Origin of the sequence: Mesorhizobium sp. M0587 (assembly GCF_040320945.1) — a bacterium.
In the GTDB taxonomy this organism is placed as follows: Bacteria; Pseudomonadota; Alphaproteobacteria; order Rhizobiales; family Rhizobiaceae; genus Mesorhizobium.
Window position 1 is genome coordinate 14,947 of sequence record NZ_JAMYQP010000055.1, and the last position, 17,010, is coordinate 31,956.

General features: G+C 62.9%; 15 protein-coding genes. 9 read left to right on the top strand and 6 right to left on the bottom strand.

Annotation, left to right across the window (positions count from 1 at the left end; translation table 11 throughout):
* Positions 1-16 precede the first annotated feature (16 nt).
* The gene (locus NKI49_RS30315; RefSeq protein ID WP_352607416.1) at positions 17-400 is read left to right on the top strand and encodes a VOC family protein; all 384 of its coding nucleotides are present in this window, start codon (positions 17-19) and stop codon (positions 398-400) included.
* A gap of 144 nt (positions 401-544) precedes the next feature.
* A complete protein-coding gene (locus NKI49_RS30320; protein WP_352607418.1) occupies positions 545-943 on the top strand; it encodes a hypothetical protein in 399 nt (132 codons plus the stop codon).
* A gap of 46 nt (positions 944-989) precedes the next feature.
* On the opposite strand, the gene NKI49_RS30325 is transcribed toward NKI49_RS30320, so the two are convergent.
* The 3 genes from NKI49_RS30325 to pdxR all read right to left on the bottom strand — a co-directional run bounded on the left by NKI49_RS30325 (position 990) and on the right by pdxR (position 5,659).
* On the bottom strand, positions 990-2,219 hold the full coding sequence (locus NKI49_RS30325; RefSeq protein WP_352607420.1) for an aromatic ring-hydroxylating oxygenase subunit alpha: 1,230 nt from the start codon (positions 2,217-2,219) through the stop codon (positions 990-992).
* Positions 2,220-2,385: 166 nt separating this feature from the next.
* A complete protein-coding gene (locus NKI49_RS30330) occupies positions 2,386-3,975 on the bottom strand; it encodes a trimethylamine methyltransferase family protein (protein WP_352607422.1) in 1,590 nt (529 codons plus the stop codon).
* Positions 3,976-4,165: 190 nt separating this feature from the next.
* Complete coding sequence (gene pdxR / locus NKI49_RS30335; RefSeq protein WP_352607424.1) at positions 4,166-5,659, bottom strand: MocR-like pyridoxine biosynthesis transcription factor PdxR; 1,494 nt, start codon at positions 5,657-5,659, stop codon at positions 4,166-4,168.
* Positions 5,660-5,970: 311 nt separating this feature from the next.
* Here pdxR and pgi point away from each other — a divergent pair, with 311 nt between their 5' ends.
* Together pgi and NKI49_RS30345 are read left to right on the top strand one after the other, a co-directional pair.
* Positions 5,971-7,614 (top strand): glucose-6-phosphate isomerase, encoded by a 1,644-nt coding sequence (gene pgi / locus NKI49_RS30340; protein ID WP_352607426.1) that lies wholly within the window; start codon positions 5,971-5,973, stop codon positions 7,612-7,614.
* A 5-nt stretch (positions 7,615-7,619) separates the two neighbouring features.
* A complete protein-coding gene (locus NKI49_RS30345; RefSeq protein WP_352607428.1) occupies positions 7,620-8,342 on the top strand; it encodes an HAD family hydrolase in 723 nt (240 codons plus the stop codon).
* Here the strand turns inward: NKI49_RS30345 and NKI49_RS30350 are convergent.
* From NKI49_RS30350 to NKI49_RS30360, 3 genes are all read right to left on the bottom strand, one after another.
* Positions 8,326-9,000 carry a class I SAM-dependent methyltransferase gene (locus tag NKI49_RS30350; protein ID WP_352607440.1) on the bottom strand — a complete coding sequence of 225 codons (675 nt, stop codon included), beginning with the start codon at positions 8,998-9,000 and terminating at the stop codon, positions 8,326-8,328. The two genes, NKI49_RS30345 and NKI49_RS30350, sit on opposite strands and share 17 nt — an antisense overlap.
* A gap of 77 nt (positions 9,001-9,077) precedes the next feature.
* Complete coding sequence (locus NKI49_RS30355) at positions 9,078-11,123, bottom strand: long-chain fatty acid--CoA ligase (protein ID WP_352607430.1); 2,046 nt, start codon at positions 11,121-11,123, stop codon at positions 9,078-9,080.
* A gap of 82 nt (positions 11,124-11,205) precedes the next feature.
* The gene (locus NKI49_RS30360) at positions 11,206-11,433 is read right to left on the bottom strand and encodes a hypothetical protein (protein WP_352695867.1); all 228 of its coding nucleotides are present in this window, start codon (positions 11,431-11,433) and stop codon (positions 11,206-11,208) included.
* A gap of 137 nt (positions 11,434-11,570) precedes the next feature.
* On the opposite strand from NKI49_RS30360, the gene NKI49_RS30365 reads away from it, so the two are divergent.
* Genes NKI49_RS30365 through NKI49_RS30385 form a run of 5 tightly spaced genes read left to right on the top strand, consistent with a single transcriptional unit; the run spans position 11,571 to position 16,811 of the window.
* On the top strand, positions 11,571-13,169 hold the full coding sequence (locus tag NKI49_RS30365) for an ABC transporter substrate-binding protein (RefSeq protein ID WP_352607432.1): 1,599 nt from the start codon (positions 11,571-11,573) through the stop codon (positions 13,167-13,169).
* Between the two features lie 45 nt (positions 13,170-13,214).
* Positions 13,215-14,222, top strand: a complete 1,008-nt coding sequence (locus NKI49_RS30370; RefSeq protein WP_027023664.1) for an ABC transporter permease subunit — start codon at positions 13,215-13,217, stop codon at positions 14,220-14,222.
* A gap of 26 nt (positions 14,223-14,248) precedes the next feature.
* Positions 14,249-15,133 (top strand): ABC transporter permease subunit, encoded by an 885-nt coding sequence (locus tag NKI49_RS30375; protein WP_050577940.1) that lies wholly within the window; start codon positions 14,249-14,251, stop codon positions 15,131-15,133.
* A complete protein-coding gene (locus NKI49_RS30380; RefSeq protein WP_081689369.1) occupies positions 15,133-15,984 on the top strand; it encodes an ABC transporter ATP-binding protein in 852 nt (283 codons plus the stop codon). The genes NKI49_RS30375 and NKI49_RS30380 overlap by 1 nt, the downstream gene beginning before the upstream one ends.
* Positions 15,981-16,811: a dipeptide ABC transporter ATP-binding protein gene (locus tag NKI49_RS30385; protein ID WP_352607434.1), complete on the top strand. Its 831-nt coding sequence runs from the start codon at positions 15,981-15,983 to the stop codon at positions 16,809-16,811. Before NKI49_RS30380 ends, NKI49_RS30385 begins: the two co-directional genes overlap by 4 nt.
* Positions 16,812-17,010 lie beyond the last annotated feature (199 nt).

The following is a 17,010-nucleotide window of genomic DNA, read 5'->3' on the forward strand; positions in this document are numbered from 1 at the left end:
CAACCCGGAGGAGACAATGGAAACTGTAAGTGTCCGCTACATTGTGAATGACGTCGACGAGGCCATCGCTTTCTACAGCGGGCATCTTGGCTTTGCCGTCGCGATGCATCCGGCGCCGTCCTTTGCCATGCTCGCGAAGGGCAATCTGCGGCTCTTGCTCAACGCGGCCGGGGGACCGGGCGGCGCATCGCAACCGATGCCCGACGGAAGTCTGCCTGAGCCCGGCGGCTGGAACCGCATTCAGATCGAGGTCGAGGATCTGGAAGCTCTCGTTCGCGCGCTGAAGAATGCGGGCCAAAGTTTCAAAAACGATATCGTCAAGGGAATGGGCGGCAGCCAGATCCTGCTGCAGGATCCCTCTGGCAATCTGGTGGAACTGTTCGAGCCGGCGCGCCGGTAGTTTCGGCCGATACAAGGCTGCTTCTGGTTTTCCGGCTGTCTTTGTGTTCCGCTTGCGAACCGCCTGACGCATGTCGTGGTGCCGAAACGGCCACTTTTGAGCGACGTGCACATACCAGTTGGTTGAAAACGGATTGGAAACTTCATGGCGGGACGGCGCTCATCCCTCGGCTTCCTCGGACTATTCGGCCGCTCGGGCGACTTGAGGCAGCTCGATACCGTATTGCGCGGCGCCGACCTTCATCCCGCGCTCGTGCCGGAGGGCGTGAAACTCACCATCGTCAATCTGATGAAGGACCGCTGGCCCGATGAGCCGCCTCCGGGCACCTATGCGTCGGTGGCACAATTGTGCGGCTATTGCATCGCGGGTCGCGAAACCTTCGAACAGGCCAATGGCCAGGAGCGGACGCTGGAAGTCGAGCGTCGCATCGAGGCAGCACTGGAAGCCGGCGACAGCTTCGACGCACAGATCGTGCTGATGACGCTGCATGCCAAGCTAATCAACGCCGAAATCGTCGACCGATATCGGCTCAGCGCGGAATGACGCGAAAGGCAAGGTCCGCCTGATCCGCCCGCGGCAGCCGAGCCGATCAAGCCCGGCTGATCTCCTCGAGATACCAGCCGATGTAGCGTAGTTCGTTGTATTCCATCGGCGCGATCGGTCCGGGCACGAAGTAGTGCGAGCGCACGCCGCGCGCGGTGTGCTCGATGATTTTTTTGTCCTCTTCGGTGGTGACTTTCCACAACCACGTCAGCTTCTCCAGCTCGTAGTCCTGGCCTTCGACGGCGTCGCCGCGCACCAGCCAGATCAGTTCCATCTCGCAGGTATCAGCCGTTTTCGGGATGAAGCGGTAGACCATGCCGTGATCGGGATAGCAGACGAGGAAGGTCGTGCCGCCGAGATGGATGGAGGTGACGCCGCCGTCATAGTCGGTGAAGCGGCCCATCAGCGGGGCCACCGGCGAGCCATCCTCGCTGCCGCTCGAAACGCCGTCATAGAGAGCGTAGCGGAAGGTGTCGATTGCTTCCTGACCGGCCGCCGAGTTCTGCCAGCGGTTGGCGCTGCCAATCTCGATGCCGAGTGCGCAGGTGCGCTGCTCCATCGCCGCATTGAGCTGCTCGATCATCTCGGCTGGCTTCTCCAGCGCATGCGTCTGCGAGTATTCCGGATGCGCCGGCCCGCAATGGTAGCATTCGACATAGTTCTCGACGGCGAGCTTCCAATTGGCGTCGAGCGGATAGGATTGGCGATACGCCACCTTGGCGTCGCCCCAGCCATACTGGCCGCAACTCGTGCGCAGCGACTGTTCGATCGGATCGAAATCGAGCGGCGTCTCGGCGAAGGAAATGAACACCAGCCCAGAGGCGACGCGGACATGAAGCTTCTTCAGCCCGTACGCCGTGCGGTCGAAATCCTTCGGCATCAGGCGGGCGGCGCGCAACGATCCGTCATTGGAATAGGCCCAGGCGTGATAGGGGCACACGAACATCTTCGCGTTGCCCTTCTCCTTGGTACAGACCTCGGCGCCGCGGTGGCGGCAGACATTGAGCATGGCATGTACGGTGCCATCCATGCCGCGCGTCAGGATGACCGCCTCGTCACCGAGTTTGAACAGCTCGAAGTCGCCGGGGTTCGGGATGACGCTGGCATGAGCCAGGCAGTGCCAATGGCGGCGAAAGACACGTTCCATGTCCCGCTCGAAGATCGCCGGGTCGTGATAGAAGGCGCGGACCAGGCCGTGGCCGGGCCGGTGAGATGCCACCAGCCGATCGATCGCGTCGCCGTCCGTTTGGGCTTGCTGGATAGGATGCACACTCATTTGTCGTTCTGCCCGATGGTTGGTCCTGGAGCAATTCCAGGAAAAGTGTGAAGCGGTTTTCCGTCCGGAATTGCGTCAAAACAAAGAGATAGAGCTGTTTGCCGTTTCCGTGAAACGGTGAACTGCTCTGGGTGATGGCTGTGTGGCTGCACGAACTCGTCTCCGGTCAGCCGCCCATGTGCGTGCGCGGCAGGTGGATCAGGCTGCCGAAGCGGGCACGCAATCTGTCGTCGACCTGTTTTGGCACGTGGCGCGGAAAACGTTCGGCAAGAATGCGTTTCTTCTCGGCGATCGCACGCAGCACTATATCAGGCCGGCCTTTTTCGTTCCATTCCTTCGGCGAAGAACGATCGCCTAAGGCAGGATAGAAATGCTCCGTCTGCATCAGCTTGAGCGTTTGTTCGCTGTTGAGGTAGTGGCCTGGGCCTTTGAGGCAGACCTCGGCGATGCTGTCGATCGACAGGGCCTCGTCGGTCACGTCGATGCCACGCGCGCAGCCCAGGCAATGACCGAGCATGTCGTTGTCGATGACCAGGCTTTCCAGGCAGAAGCCGAGCAGCGAGGCATGCATGCCGGCCGCCTCGTAGACCAGGTTGAGGCCGGAGAGGCCGGCCATCACATTGGTGATGCCTTTTTCGTAGCCGGACTGAATGTCGGGCAGTTTCGAATCCGTCATGCCGGCGGCCGAGCCGCCGGGCAGGTCGTAGAATTGCGCCATCTGGGCGCAGGCCGCCGTTGCCACCGACTGCTCGGCCGATCCGCCGGCCATGGCGCCGGTGCGCAGGTCCGACATGAATGGCCAGGCGCCGAAGATCGCCGGATGGCCCGGCTTGAGCGCGTTGACATAGACGAGGCCGGCCAGCACCTCGGCCACCGCTTGCACGACGGCGCCGGCCATCGCCGCCGGTGCCGTCGTGCCGGACTGGCCGGTCGACAGCAGCAGGATCGGGATGCCGCCTTCGACGCAGGCCTCGAGCACGCCGCAAGCATCCTCGGCGAACTTCATCGGCGGCACGACGAATGAGTTGGAGTTGGAAACGAAAGGCCGGGCGCGGAAATTCTCCTCGCCGCCGGCGATGGCATAGAGCATTTCCAGCGCCGGCTTCACGTTCTCACGCACGGTGAAGGACGTTCCGACATGCTTCGATGTCCCCATCACGCAGGCATAGAGCGTGTTGAGATCCATCTCGAGCGGATCGGCGATGTCGCGCGCCACCATCGGCCGCTGGAAGAAATGGATATTGTCCAGCCCATCGACGATGCGGGCGGCATCATAAATGTCCCGCAACTTGGATTCGCGGTATTCGCGCTTCTCCAGATCCACCAGGTGCACGGCGATACCCGCCGTGCCGTAGTGCACACGCTTGCCCTGGACCACCATGTCGTGCCTGGCGTCCTGGCCATGAAGTGTGAAATGGCGTGCCGCCCGCTTGATCGTGTCGAGCACGAGCCTGCGCGGAAAGCGGACACGGCCATCGTCGCCATGGACCGCCCCAGCCCTAGTCAGCACCTTTATGCAGGAGGGGATGGCATTGGCGAAGCCGACTGCTTCCAGGAGCGTCAGCACGCCCTCGTGGATGCGCTCGCAGTCATCCCCGCGCAGCGGCCCGTAGCTGCCGCCCTCGATGGCCTGGATCTGTGGTCCGGTATCCTCCATCAGAGGAGCTGATCGCATGGCATGTCCTGTTTCGCGAAGACCGGAGCGCTGTGGACGACGGTTCGCCGGCGTGTCTTGTTGTTCGACAACCACTGGCATGGAAGCACTCCACCTTCGTCGGCAGGAACTCGTGGCGGTTGGTCCACCATCGGCCTGCTTCTTCCCCTGACGCCGACTATGCCGCCGACACTGGCCCATCCTATGAGCCAGCTGGCCCAGTTACATGTGCCAGGACTAAAGTGACCGGGGCCGCTGCGAACGGCTCCGGTCACGAGACATGGATGATGGATCAGGCGGCGGCCGGTCTGCGTCCGGCGGCTGTGGCCAGTTCGCGGATTCCGGGCTCGATGTGCTGCAGCGCGATGGAGGAAATGCCCAGGCGCATGAAACGCGAAGGCTTTTCCGTGCGGTCGAAGAAGCGGTCGCCCGGTTCTATGATGACGCTGCGCGAGGCGGCGGCCTCGGCCAATCCGCGCGAATCGGTGCCGCGCGGCCCTTCGAGCCACAGCGACGTGCCGCCGGCCGAATCGGTCGAACGCCATTCCGGCAGGAAAGCGGAAATCGCATGGACCAGGCGCTTGCGGCGCTCGTCGAAGGCGCTCGAAAGCCGCCGCACCAGCGCCTCGTGATGGCCGAGCGACAGGAACAGCGCGACCGCGCGCTGGTTGTTGGCCGGCGGATGCCGCAGCATGAAACGGCGAAGCGCCCTGAGCTCCGAGATCAATCCAGCCGAAGCCACGATGTAGCCAAGCCGCAGGCCCGGAGCCAGCGTCTTCGACATCGAGCCGACATAGACGACGCGGCCGGAGCGGTCGAGGCTCTTCAACGCCTGCTGCGGCGCCTCGTCGAGGAGCTGGCTGTCATAGCCGTCCTCGATGATGATCTGGTTATAGCGGTTGGCGCGCGCCAGCAGGTCCTGCCGCCTTTCCGCCGACAGCGGCACCATGGTCGGGCAATGATGGCTTGGCGTGACGAAGACGAAGCCGGAATCATTGGGAATAGAGGCGGTTACGATGCCGGACTGGTCGACCGGCACCGGCTCTATGTCGGCGCCCGCCAGACGGAAGATCGAGCGTGCGTCGGGGTAGCCCGGATCTTCCATCGCCACCTTCGAGCCCTTGGTCATCAGCAGCGTCGCCAGCATGTAGAGCGCGTTCTGGGCACCCAGCGTGACGATGATCTCGTCGGGGTTGGCGAAGATACCGCGCCGCGGCAAGAGCCGAGCCTGGATTTGCTCGATCAGCAGCGGGTCGTCGCGATCGACCATGTCGGAGGCCCAGTTGCGGATCTCGAGCACGGCAAGCGCCATGCGGTTGCACTCGCGCCATTCGGCGGTCGGGAACAGGGCCGGATCGAACTGGCCGTAGACGAAGGGGTAGGACGACTTGATCCAGTTCTCGTGCTTGGCCGGCGGCGGCATGTCGCTGGCTGCGATCTGCCGGCGTGCCTTCCAGTCGATTTCGTTGGCCTGGTCGGGCGCCTTCTGGTGCGGCTTGGCGGGCGTTGCCAGCACGTCGGGATTGACGAAATGGCCGCGCCGCTCGCGCGCCACCAGGAACCCCTGGTCGACGAGCTGCTGAAAGGCCAGCACCACCGTTCCGCGCGCCACGCCGAGTTTTTCGGCCAGGATCCGGCACGAGGGAAGCGGCATCGAAGCGGCGATCTGGCGATCGAGAATGGCGGCCACGATGGCCTGGCGGATCTGAGCCTGGAGGGTCTGGCCGGATTCGGCCGAAATCCGGAACAGGCCGGACCATATGGCCGTGTCGTTGCGCTGTGGCATGGGAGATGTTCCTCGATGGCCAGCTTTTTTCGTTTGGCTGGACCAGTCGAATGTAACGGTGGCACAAGGGGTTGCGCCAATCAATTTTTCTGATCTTTGGGATTTATGCCAGTGATCCTTCCGCCGAATCCGGCGGCGCGGGAAGAACTGCCCGATCTCCGCGTGATGCATGCATCATCGCTTCGTGATGCACTGCGTCATTGCCGCGTATTGACCGGACGGAATTCGGCTCAATAGTTTTGCCGCGACGACACGCGCCGGAAACATCCGGTCTGATATGGTGCGTCGAAAACGCCAGGAGTTCCCCGCCAGTGGATCAGTCAGCCTTCCAGAAACAGCTCGCCGCCTTGCGCGACCATCGCGCCGGAGCCCCGGGCAACATGCGCCAGGCTTTCGCCGCCGATCCACAGCGGTTCGAGAAATTCTCAGCCATGGATGGGGACCTGTTGCTCGACTGGTCGAAATGCGCCGTCGACACCGTGACCATGGGTCTGCTGGAAAAGCTGGCCGGGGCCGCCGATCTGGAAGGCCGCCGCGCCGCCATGTTCGCCGGCAAGAAGATCAACGTCACCGAGGACCGCGCGGTGCTGCACACGGCGTTGCGCAATCTCAGCGGCGAGGGTGTCACGGTCGATGGCCAGGATGTCAAGGCGGATGTCATTTCCGTGCTCGACGCGATGGGTGCCTTTGCCGATGCCGTGCGGTCCGGCAAGGCGACCGGCGCCACCGGCAAGAAAATCACCGACATCGTCAACATCGGCATCGGCGGTTCCGATCTTGGTCCGGCCATGGCGACGCTGGCGCTGGCGCCCTATCATGACGGGCCCCGCGCGCACTATGTCTCCAACATCGACGGCGCCCACATCCACGACACGCTCAAGGGCCTTTCCGCCGAGACCACGCTTTTCATCGTCGCCTCCAAGACCTTCACCACGGTCGAGACGATGACCAATGCGCAGACGGCACGCAAATGGGTGCAGGACGCGCTCGGCAAGGAAGCGGTCGGCAAGCATTTCGCCGCCGTCTCGACCGCGCTCGACCTCGTCGCGAAGTTCGGCATCGCGGCGGACCGCGTCTTCGGTTTCTGGGACTGGGTCGGCGGCCGTTATTCGGTCTGGGGCGCTATCGGCCTGCCGGTGATGATCGCCGTCGGTCCGCGGAATTTCCACGCCTTCCTCGATGGCGCGCACGAGATGGACGAGCACTTTCGCACCGCGCCCTTACAGAAGAACCTGCCCGCACTGTTGGGACTGGTCGGCTGGTGGCACCGTGTGATCTGCCAATATCCGGCGCGCGCGGTCATCCCTTACGATCAGCGTCTGTCCCGCCTGCCGGCCTATCTCCAGCAGCTCGATATGGAATCGAACGGCAAGAGCGTCACGCTCGAAGGCAATGCGGTGGCAACGCCGACCGGACCGCTGGTCTGGGGCGAGCCCGGCACCAACGGCCAGCACGCCTTCTTCCAGTTGCTGCACCAGGGCACCGACTTCATCCCGGTCGAGTTCCTTGCCGCTGCCGTCGGCCATGAGCCTGACCTCAAGCATCAGCACGATCTGCTGCTCGCCAACTGCCTGGCACAGTCGGAAGCCCTGATGAAGGGCCGCACGCTGGAAGAGGCACGCGCGCAGATGCTGGCCAAGGGCATGAAGCCCGCCGATGTCGATCGCATCGCCCCGCATCGCGTCTTCTCCGGCAACCGGCCCTCGGTGACCATTCTCTACCGCAAGCTCGACCCGCGCACCTTCGGCCGGCTGGTCGCGCTTTACGAGCACCGCGTCTTCGTCGAGGGAACGCTGTTCAACATCAACTCGTTCGATCAGTGGGGCGTGGAACTTGGCAAGGAACTGGCGACGGGGCTCTTGCCTGTCGTGGAAGGCAAGGAAAGTGCCGCCAAGCGCGACGCGTCGACGGCTGGCCTTGTGGGATACATCCACCAATTGCGTGGTTCGGAGTGAAAAGTTTGGCAGACATCAAGGGCATATTGTTCGACAAGGACGGAACGCTTGTCGACTTCAACGCGACCTGGCTTGGCGTAGCCGACTTCATGGCCATGGACGCGTCCGAGGGCGATCGCTGGAAGGCGGACAGGCTGCTTGCGGCCGCCGGCTTCGATTTCGCCAACAGGCGCTTCAAGCCCGACTCCATCTTCGCCTCCGGCACCAATCTCGACGTTGTCGAATTGTGGTTTCCGCGGCTGTCCGATGAGGACCAGATGCTTGCCGTCGCCCGTTTCAACGAGATCACTTCGGTGCAGGGCTCGGCGATGGCGGTGGCGCTGCCGGGCATCGTCGACACGCTGGCGGCACTGCATAGGAAACCCTACCGGCTTGGTGTCGCCACCAATGATTCGACCAGCGGCGCGGAAAAGACCTTGGTCACGCTCGGCGTCGCCCAATTGTTCGATGCCGCCTATGGCTATGACGCGGTGGCCAACCCCAAGCCCGCGCCCGACACGATCCTTGCCTTTTGCGATCTCACCGGCCTAAAGCCGTCGGAAATCGCCATGGTCGGCGACAACCGCCATGATCTCGAAATGGCCCGTGCCGGCGGCTGCGGCCTGGCCGTGGGCGTGCTCTCCGGCACCGGCACCCGTGAATCCCTCGCCGAGATTGCCGACGTCATCCTGGATTCGGTTGCCGACCTGCCGGACTTTCTTTCGGCACGGGTCAAGGAGACGGTTTGATCGCTCCGGCAAGAACCGGGTCGGTTCGCGCTTCGAGACGAAAGACGCCGCTTGGCTTTGGCACAGCGTCTTTCGCCTCCCCGAAATCCGGCACCTTGTATTCGGCAAGCAGGCGCAGCCGCGACCGCGGCAGGTAGACCCGGCCTGGATCGCCGACCAGCACCTCGATGCCGGCGGCGAGACAGCGGTCGAGGAAAGGGACCATCCGCCGGGCGACGTCCTGCCCGTAGAACACGTCGCCGGCAAGCACCACGTCGACCACGGGTGGCGAACCCCTGGTGATATCGTCTGCGATCGCGCGGATTGCGACGCCGTTGGCCGCCGCGTTGAGGCCGAGCGCGGCGACGCCGTTGCGGTCGATCTCGGCGGCGATCACCTCGCGCGCCCCGGCCCTGGCGGCGGCGATGCCGACAAGGCCCGAGCCGGCGCCGAGGTCGAGCACGCGGCGGCCTGCCACGGTCGTCGGGTGGTCGAGGATGTGGCGCGCGAGCACGGCGCCGCCGGCCCATGCATAGGCCCAGTAGGGCGGCTGCGGGTCCGGCGCGTCCTCGTCCGCATCGTCTTCGTCATGAGGGCCGACGAGGCGCCTCAGCCTGCTGCCCGGATGGGCGGTGTAGAGCCGGATTTCGGGAAGCGAAGGTACCGGGACAAGGCGCATGTTCGCCTTGATGAATTGCGCCGGGTCGAGATGCCAGCGCCGGTCCGGCCCATCGTCGCAGGCAGGTTCATCACCCACTATTGGCGCAGTGCCCGCCGCAGGATCTTGCCGACCGGCGTCTTCGGCAATTCGGTCCTGAATTCGATGTATTTGGGCCGCTTGTAGCCGGTCAGGTTCTCGCGGCAGTAGGCGGTGATCGTTTCCGCGGTCAGGGCCGGATCCTTCTTGACGATGAACAGTTTCGGTACCTCGCCGGAATGCTCGTCCGGCACGCCGATCGCCGCCACTTCGAGCACGCCTGGATGCGATGCCACCACTTCCTCGAGCTCCGTCGGATAGACGTTGAAGCCGGAGACCAGGATCATGTCCTTCTTGCGATCGACTATCTTGGTGTAGCCGCGCTCGTCCATGAAGCCCATGTCGCCCGACTTGAAGAAGCCGTCCTCGGTCATCACCTTGGCGGTCTCGTCCGGCCGGTTCCAGTAGCCGGCCATCACCTGCGGACCCCTGATGCAGATCTCGCCGACCTCGCCGAGTGGCAAATTGTTGCCGTCATCGTCGCGGATGGCGATTTCGGTCGAGGGCAGCGGCAGGCCGATCGTGCCGGTGAAGTCGCCGGAGCTGAACTTGTTGGCCGTCGCCACCGGAGAGGTTTCCGAAAGGCCATAGCCTTCGCTGACGGGACAACCGGTAAGCGCCTTCCAGCGCTCGGCCACGCCCTTCTGCACCGCCATGCCGCCGCCCAGCGTCAGCACAAGCGGCTTGAAGTCCAGCTTGCGGAAATCCTCGTTGTTGAGCAGCGCGTTGAACAGCGTGTTGAGGCCCGGAAAGATATGGATCGGATATTTTCCCATCTCCTTGACGAAGCCGGGAATGTCGCGCGGATTGGGGATCAGTATGTTCTGGCCGCCCATTTGCATGCCCATCAGCGCATTCACCGTCAGCGCGAAGATATGGTAGAGCGGCAGCGCGCAGATGAGGTTGAGATGCGCCGGCTTGGGCTTGATCGTGTAGGCATCTTCGACCCACAGCGAATTCTGCGCGACATTGGCCAGCACATTGCTGTGCAGCAGTGTCGCGCCTTTCGATATGCCTGTGGTGCCGCCGGTATATTGCAGGAAGGCGACATCGTCGGCCGCCACCTTGGCGGGCCTGAAGTTCATGCCGCGGCCAGCCTTCAGAGCCGCGTTGAACTGGATATGGCCCGGCAATGACCAGGCCGGCACCATTTTCTTGACGCGGCGCACGACCAGGTTGACGATCGTGCCTTTCAGGCCGCCAAGCATGTCGCCCATGGCCGCGACCACGACATGCTTGATCGATGTCCTGCCGATCACCGCCTGCAAGGTGCTGGCGAAGTTCTCGAGGATGACGATGGCCTGCGCCCCGGAATCCTTGAGCTGATGTTCCAGTTCGCGCGGCGTATAGAGCGGATTGACGTTCACCACCGTGTAGCCGGCGCGGGCCACCGCCATCATCGCCACCGGGTATTGCAGCACATTGGGCATCATCAGGGCCACGCGCGCGCCCTGCTGCAGTCCGATCGATTGCAGATAGGCTGCGAATGCCGCCGAAAGCCGCTCGAGCTCGGCATAGGTGATGGACTTGCCCATGCAGGTGAAAGCTGGCCGGCCGGCGAACTGCTTGCAGGCGGCGACAAGGAAATCGCCGATGCAGTTGTAGGGGAGCGCGCCGATCTGGGCCGGCATGTTCTTCGGATAGCTTTTCAGCCACGGTTTCTGCGGCAGGCCGGCGGCCAGCTCGGTGAGCGCCTTGGGCAGTCGCTGGGCGGCCGTGGGCGGCTTCGAGGCGGGTGCTGATTTGGCTGCGGACGATGACTTCGCCGCTCCGGCCTTGTTGGATCCGGCTTTAATCGGCGAAGTTTTTCCCGGAACGGCTTTTGCCGCTGGTTTGGCCGTGGCCTTGGCAGCGGCCTTTGCTGGTTGGGCTTTCTTGGCCGGCTCCCGCGCCGTCTCCGCAATGCTGGCCTTGGCGGTCGCCTGCTTGCCGGGACGCGGGGCCGGTTTCGAAGCCGCCTTGACCGATGCCGCCTTGGTCGATGCCTTTGCCTGTGCCTTCGGTGCCGTTGCCCTCGGTGCCGGTGTCTTCGATGCCCTTGCCACCCATCCCTCCCTTGGCCGTTCTTGTTGGTCTTCGCCGCGATCGTCTCTGATGAGAGAGGCGTCCTCCGCTGCCGCAGTCCATCTATGTATTGCGTCTATCGGCGGCCGTGCAAGTCTGCCCTTGCGGCAAGACCGGAAAGATTTGCCGCCGAAAAATCTTTCCTTCGCCAGCGACCCCGCGCGGAATCTTCCGGCGTGCACGGTTGGCCGGAAGCCAGCGCAATGCCGATTGCGCGATATCGCCGATCAATAAAAAAATGCGGTCGTTAACAATATCGTGAATGGAAAAAACTGCTAATTTTTTCTCCAATTCGGCAACATTGCGGATTCATTTCCTGCTTACGGTGGGGTAGGCAAACTGGGTGTTCCAAAGCCGGAAAAACGGTGCTTATATGCGCGCTTCGCGAGCCTGCTAGAGGGGCTTGGAAGAACATCAGGGAGTGCTCAATGAAAAGGAAACTGACTTTTGCAGCCGCGTTGCTGGCTGCAAGCGTCCTTGGAGGCGTGGCCAACGCAAAGACGCTGGTCTATTGCTCGGAAGCATCGCCGGCCAACTTCGATCCCGGTACGACGACTGGCGGCAATGACTTCGACGCCTCGTCGCGCACCGTCTATTCGCGCCTGGTCGAGTTCAAGCATGGCGGCACCGAGATCGAACCCGGTCTTGCCGACAAGTGGGACATCTCGGACGACGGCCTGGTCTATACTTTCCATCTGCATCCGGGCGTGAAGTTCCAGACCACCGACTATTTCAAGCCGACCCGCGACTTCAACGCCGACGACGTCGTCTTCTCCTTCGATCGTCAGTTCAACAAGGCCAATCCGTGGAACGGCGAAAAGTACCTGCCGAACCTCACCTGGGACTACTACACCGGCATGGACATGCCGAAATACGTCGCCAAATGGGAGAAGGTCGACGACCTGACCGTCAAGCTGACCCTGACCGAGCCGAACGCGCCGATGCTCGCCAATCTCGGCATGGACTTCGCCTCGATCGTGTCGAAGGAATATGCCGACCAGCTGGAGAAGTCCGGCAAGATGGCCGATTTCTCCACCAAGCCCGTCGGCACCGGCCCGTTCCAGTTCGTCGACTACCAGCTGGATTCGGTCATCCGCTATGCGGCGAACCCGGATTATTTCAAGGGCAAGGAGAAGATCGACGATCTCGTCTTCGCCATCACGCCTGACGCAACGGCCCGTATCCAGAAGGTGCTCGCCGGCGAATGCGACATCGCGCCGTATCCGAATCCGGCAGACATCGGCACGATCAAGGCCAATCAGGACGTGAACCTGATGGATCAGGCCGGACTGAACATCGGCTATATGAGCTACAACACCACCATCCCGCCGCTCGACAAGCCTGAGGTTCGCCACGCGCTCAACCAGGCGATCGACCGGGAATCGCTGATCAAGTCGCTGTTCCAGGACGCTGGCGCCACGCCGGCCGAAAACCTGATCCCGCCGACCATGTGGTCGTGGAACAAGGACGTGAAGACTGACGCCTACAATCCGGAAGCAGCCAAGAAGGTGCTGGCCGATGCCGGTCTGAAGGAGATCCAGCTCTGGGCCGCCGATCGCGTTCGTCCGTACAACCCGAACTTCCAGCGTGCCGCCGAACTGATCCAGGCGGACTGGGCCAAGGTCGGCGTCAAGGCGAACATCGTCAACTACGAATGGACGAAGTATCGCGAGGAAGGCAAGAAGAAGGACCGTCCGGGTGCGTTCCAGATCGGCTGGACCGGTGACAATGGCGATCCGGACAATTTCTTCGCAACCTTGTTCGCCTGCTCCGCCATCGGCGTCTCCAACTACTCGAGCTGGTGCGACAAGGACTTCGAGGATCTGATCCAGAAGGCCAAGAAGACCAGCGACCAGGCCGAGCGCACCAAGCTCTACGAGCAGGCGCAGGTCGTGTTCCAGAAGCAGGCTCCGGCCTTCCTCTTGGCGCACAGCCAAGTTTACGCGGTCGTTCGCAAGAATGTCAGCGGTTTCATGATGGACCCGCTCGGCATTCATCGCTTCGACGGCGTCGACAAGGCCGAATAGAACTGTTAGGCGGGCGGCGCAATCAAGCGCCGCCCCCTTTTTAAGATGCTCAGATACCTGCTCAACAAAATCGCATTGGTCATCCCGACGCTGGTCGGCATCACCATCTGTGCCTTCGCTTTCGTCCGGCTGCTGCCCGGCGATCCCATCCTTGCCATGGCCGGCGAGCACGGCGTCGCGCCCGCGCGCTACGAGGAGCTCAAGGAACAGTTCGGCTATAACCTGCCGATCTGGCAGCAATATGCGCGCTATGTCGGCGAGGTCGCCACTGGCGATTTCGGCGTCTCCATCTCGTCCAAGCGCCCGGTGCTCGAAGAGTTCAAGACCCTTTTTCCGGCAACGATCGAACTGTCGTTCTTCGCCATGGTCTTCGCCATGGTGCTCGGCATTCCGGCCGGCATCGTCGCCGCCGTGAAGCGCGGCTCGTGGTTCGACCAGTCGCTGATGGGGACAGCGCTCGTCGGCTATTCCATGCCCATCTTCTGGTGGGGCCTGCTGTTGATCATCTTCTTTTCCGGCTATCTCGGCTGGACCCCGGTGTCCGGCCGCATCGCCTTGCAGTTCTTCTTGAAGCCGATCACCGGCTTCATGACCATCGACAGCCTGCTCTACGGCAAGTGGGATGCCTTCCGCTCGGCACTCAGCCATCTGGTCCTGCCGGCAATCGTGCTCGGCACCATTCCGCTGGCGGTGATCGCCCGCCAGACCCGGTCGGCGATGCTCGAAGTGCTGGGTGAGGACTATGTCCGCACCGCGCGCGCCAAGGGCCTTTCTTCCGCGCGTGTCATCGGCGTGCATGCCTTGCGCAACGCGCTGATCCCGGTCGTCACCACCATTGGTTTGCAGGTCGGCACGCTGCTTGCGGGCGCCATCCTCACCGAAACCATCTTCGCCTGGCCGGGTATCGGCAAGTGGATGGTCGATTCCATCTTCAAGCGCGATTATGTCGTCGTGCAGTCAGGCTTGCTTTTGATCGCTCTCATCGTCATGGCCGTGAACCTCATCGTCGACGTGCTCTACGCCGTCATCAACCCGCGCATACGGGCGGCGTGATGAGCCAGTCGACCGAAATCGCCCCGATGGCAGCAGGCAGTCCTGACCGTCTGACCGGATTCCGGACTTTTTGGCATTATTTCTCGGTCAATCACGGCGCCGTCATCGGCCTGTTCGTCTTCATCCTGCTGGTGCTGGCGGCGCTGTTTGCGCCGCTGCTGGCGCCCTACGCGCCGGACATACAAGACAAGACCGCGTTTTTGAGGCCTCCGGCCTGGCAGGCGGGCGGCAGCACCGAATTCCTGCTCGGCACCGATGCCGTCGGCCGCGACATGCTCTCGCGCCTGCTCTATGGCGCGCGCTTCTCGCTGCTGATCGGCGCCGTGGTGGTCTCCCTGTCGCTGTTCGGCGGCATCACGCTCGGCTTGCTGGCGGGTTATTTCCGCGGCTGGGTCGACGTCGTGATCATGCGCTTCATGGATTTGATCCTCGCCTTCCCCTCGCTGCTCCTGGCGCTGGTGCTGGTCACCATCCTCGGGCCTGGCCTGTTCAACGCGATGCTGGCGATCTCGCTCGTGCTGCAACCGCATTTCGCACGCCTGGTGCGCGCCGCGGTGATGGCCGAGAAGAGCCGCGAATATGTCGTGGCCGCCAAGGTGGCTGGCGCCGGTCATATCAGGCTGATGCTTGCCACCATCCTGCCCAACTGCCTGGCGCCGCTGATCGTCCAGGGCACGCTGTCATTCTCCAACGCCATCCTCGAGGCGGCCGCCCTTGGCTTCCTCGGCCTGGGTGCCCAGCCGCCGACGCCCGAATGGGGCACGATGCTCGCTTCGGCGCGCGAATTCATCCTACGCGCCTGGTGGGTGGTGACCTTCCCCGGCCTCGCCATCCTCATCACGGTGCTCGCGATCAATCTGGTCGGCGACGGTCTGCGCGACGCGCTCGATCCGAAGCTCAGGAGATCGTGATGGCTCTGCTCGATATCCAGAACCTCGTCGTCGAGTTCCAGACAGCGTCAGGTCCGTTCCGGGCCGTCGACGGCGTCTCGCTCCATGTCGACGAACGCGAAGTGCTGGCCATTGTCGGCGAGTCCGGCTCCGGCAAGTCGGTCTCGATGCTGGCGGTCATGGGGTTGCTGCCGTGGACGGCCACGGTCACCGCCGACCGCATGAGCTTCAACGGCCGCGATCTCCTGAAGATGAGCCCGGCCGAACGCCGCAGGATCGTCGGCAAGGACATCTCGATGATCTTCCAGGAGCCGATCGCCAGCCTCAACCCGTGCTTCACGGTCGGCTTCCAGATCGAGGAGGTGCTGCGCTTCCATATGGGCATGGATCGTGCCCAGCGCCGTGCCCGCGCCGTCGAATTGATGAAGCTGGTCGGCATCGCCGACCCGGAAGAACGCTTGAACTCGTTCCCGCATCAGATGTCGGGTGGCCAGTGCCAGCGCATCATGATCGCCATCGCCATCGCCTGCAATCCGAAGCTGTTGATCGCCGACGAACCGACGACGGCCCTCGATGTGACCATACAGAAACAAATCCTCGATCTGCTGGTTTCGTTGCAGGCCAAATACGGCATGGGCCTGATCATGATCACGCACAATATGGGCGTGGTGGCCGAAACCGCCGATCGCGTCATCGTCCAATACAAGGGCCGCAAGATGGAAGAGGCCGACGTGTTGTCGCTGTTCGAGAGCCCGAAGAGCAATTATACGCGCGCGCTCCTGTCGGCGCTGCCGGAAAATGCCGTCGGCGACCGGTTGCCGACCGTATCCGACATGCTGTTCGAGCCGGCGCCCTCGGGGGCCTCCGCATGAGCACCACGGTCGTCGAAGGCAAGAACATCGTGCGCGACTACCATATCGGGGGCAGCCTGTTCCGTGGCCAGCGCACGGTGCACGCGGTCAAGGGCGTTTCCTTCAGCGTCGACAAGGGCAAGACGCTCGCAATCGTCGGCGAAAGCGGCTGCGGCAAGTCCACGCTTGCCCGTATCATCACGCTGATCGATCCGGCGACGTCGGGAGAGTTGTTCATCGACGGCAACAAGGTCGACATCGCCAGGAATGCATTGACCAAGGAAATGCGCCGCAAGGTGCAGATCGTCTTCCAGAACCCCTACGGGTCGCTTAATCCGCGCCAGCAGATCGGTGACGTTCTGGGCGAACCGCTGCTCATCAACACCGGCAAGCCGGCCGAGGAACGTCGCGACCTGGCAATGAAGATGCTGAAGAAGGTTGGCCTCGGCCACGAGCATTACAACCGCTATCCGCATATGTTCTCGGGCGGCCAGCGCCAGCGTATCGCCATCGCCCGCGCGCTGATGCTGAATCCGAGTCTGCTGGTGCTGGACGAACCGGTCTCGGCACTCGATCTTTCGGTGCAGGCGCAGGTGCTCAACCTGCTTGCCGACCTGCAGGACGAGTTCCAGCTGACCTATGTCTTCATCAGCCACGATCTGTCGGTGGTGCGCTACATCGCCGACGACGTCATGGTGATGTATTTCGGCGAGGCGGTCGAATACGGCTCGCGCGAGGAGGTCTTTTCAGACCCCAAGCACGGCTACACCAGGACGCTGTTCGCAGCGACGCCGCGTGCCGACGTGGCGAGCATCAAGGCGAGGTTGGCGAAGAAGAAGGCTGCGTGAGGTCGGGTATATCGATATTGGGGTGAGGCAGTCATCCTGCCGATGTTTGCGCCGCCCCTCACCTGCCTGCCGGCATCCTCTCCCCGTATAGCGACTCTATCGCATTCACACATCTCGGTTGCGTTTTGCGATGAAGCTCGATTCTGTGTCGGTGAGAAGATCGATGGAGGTATCGATGACCAGGATCGAGTACGGACTG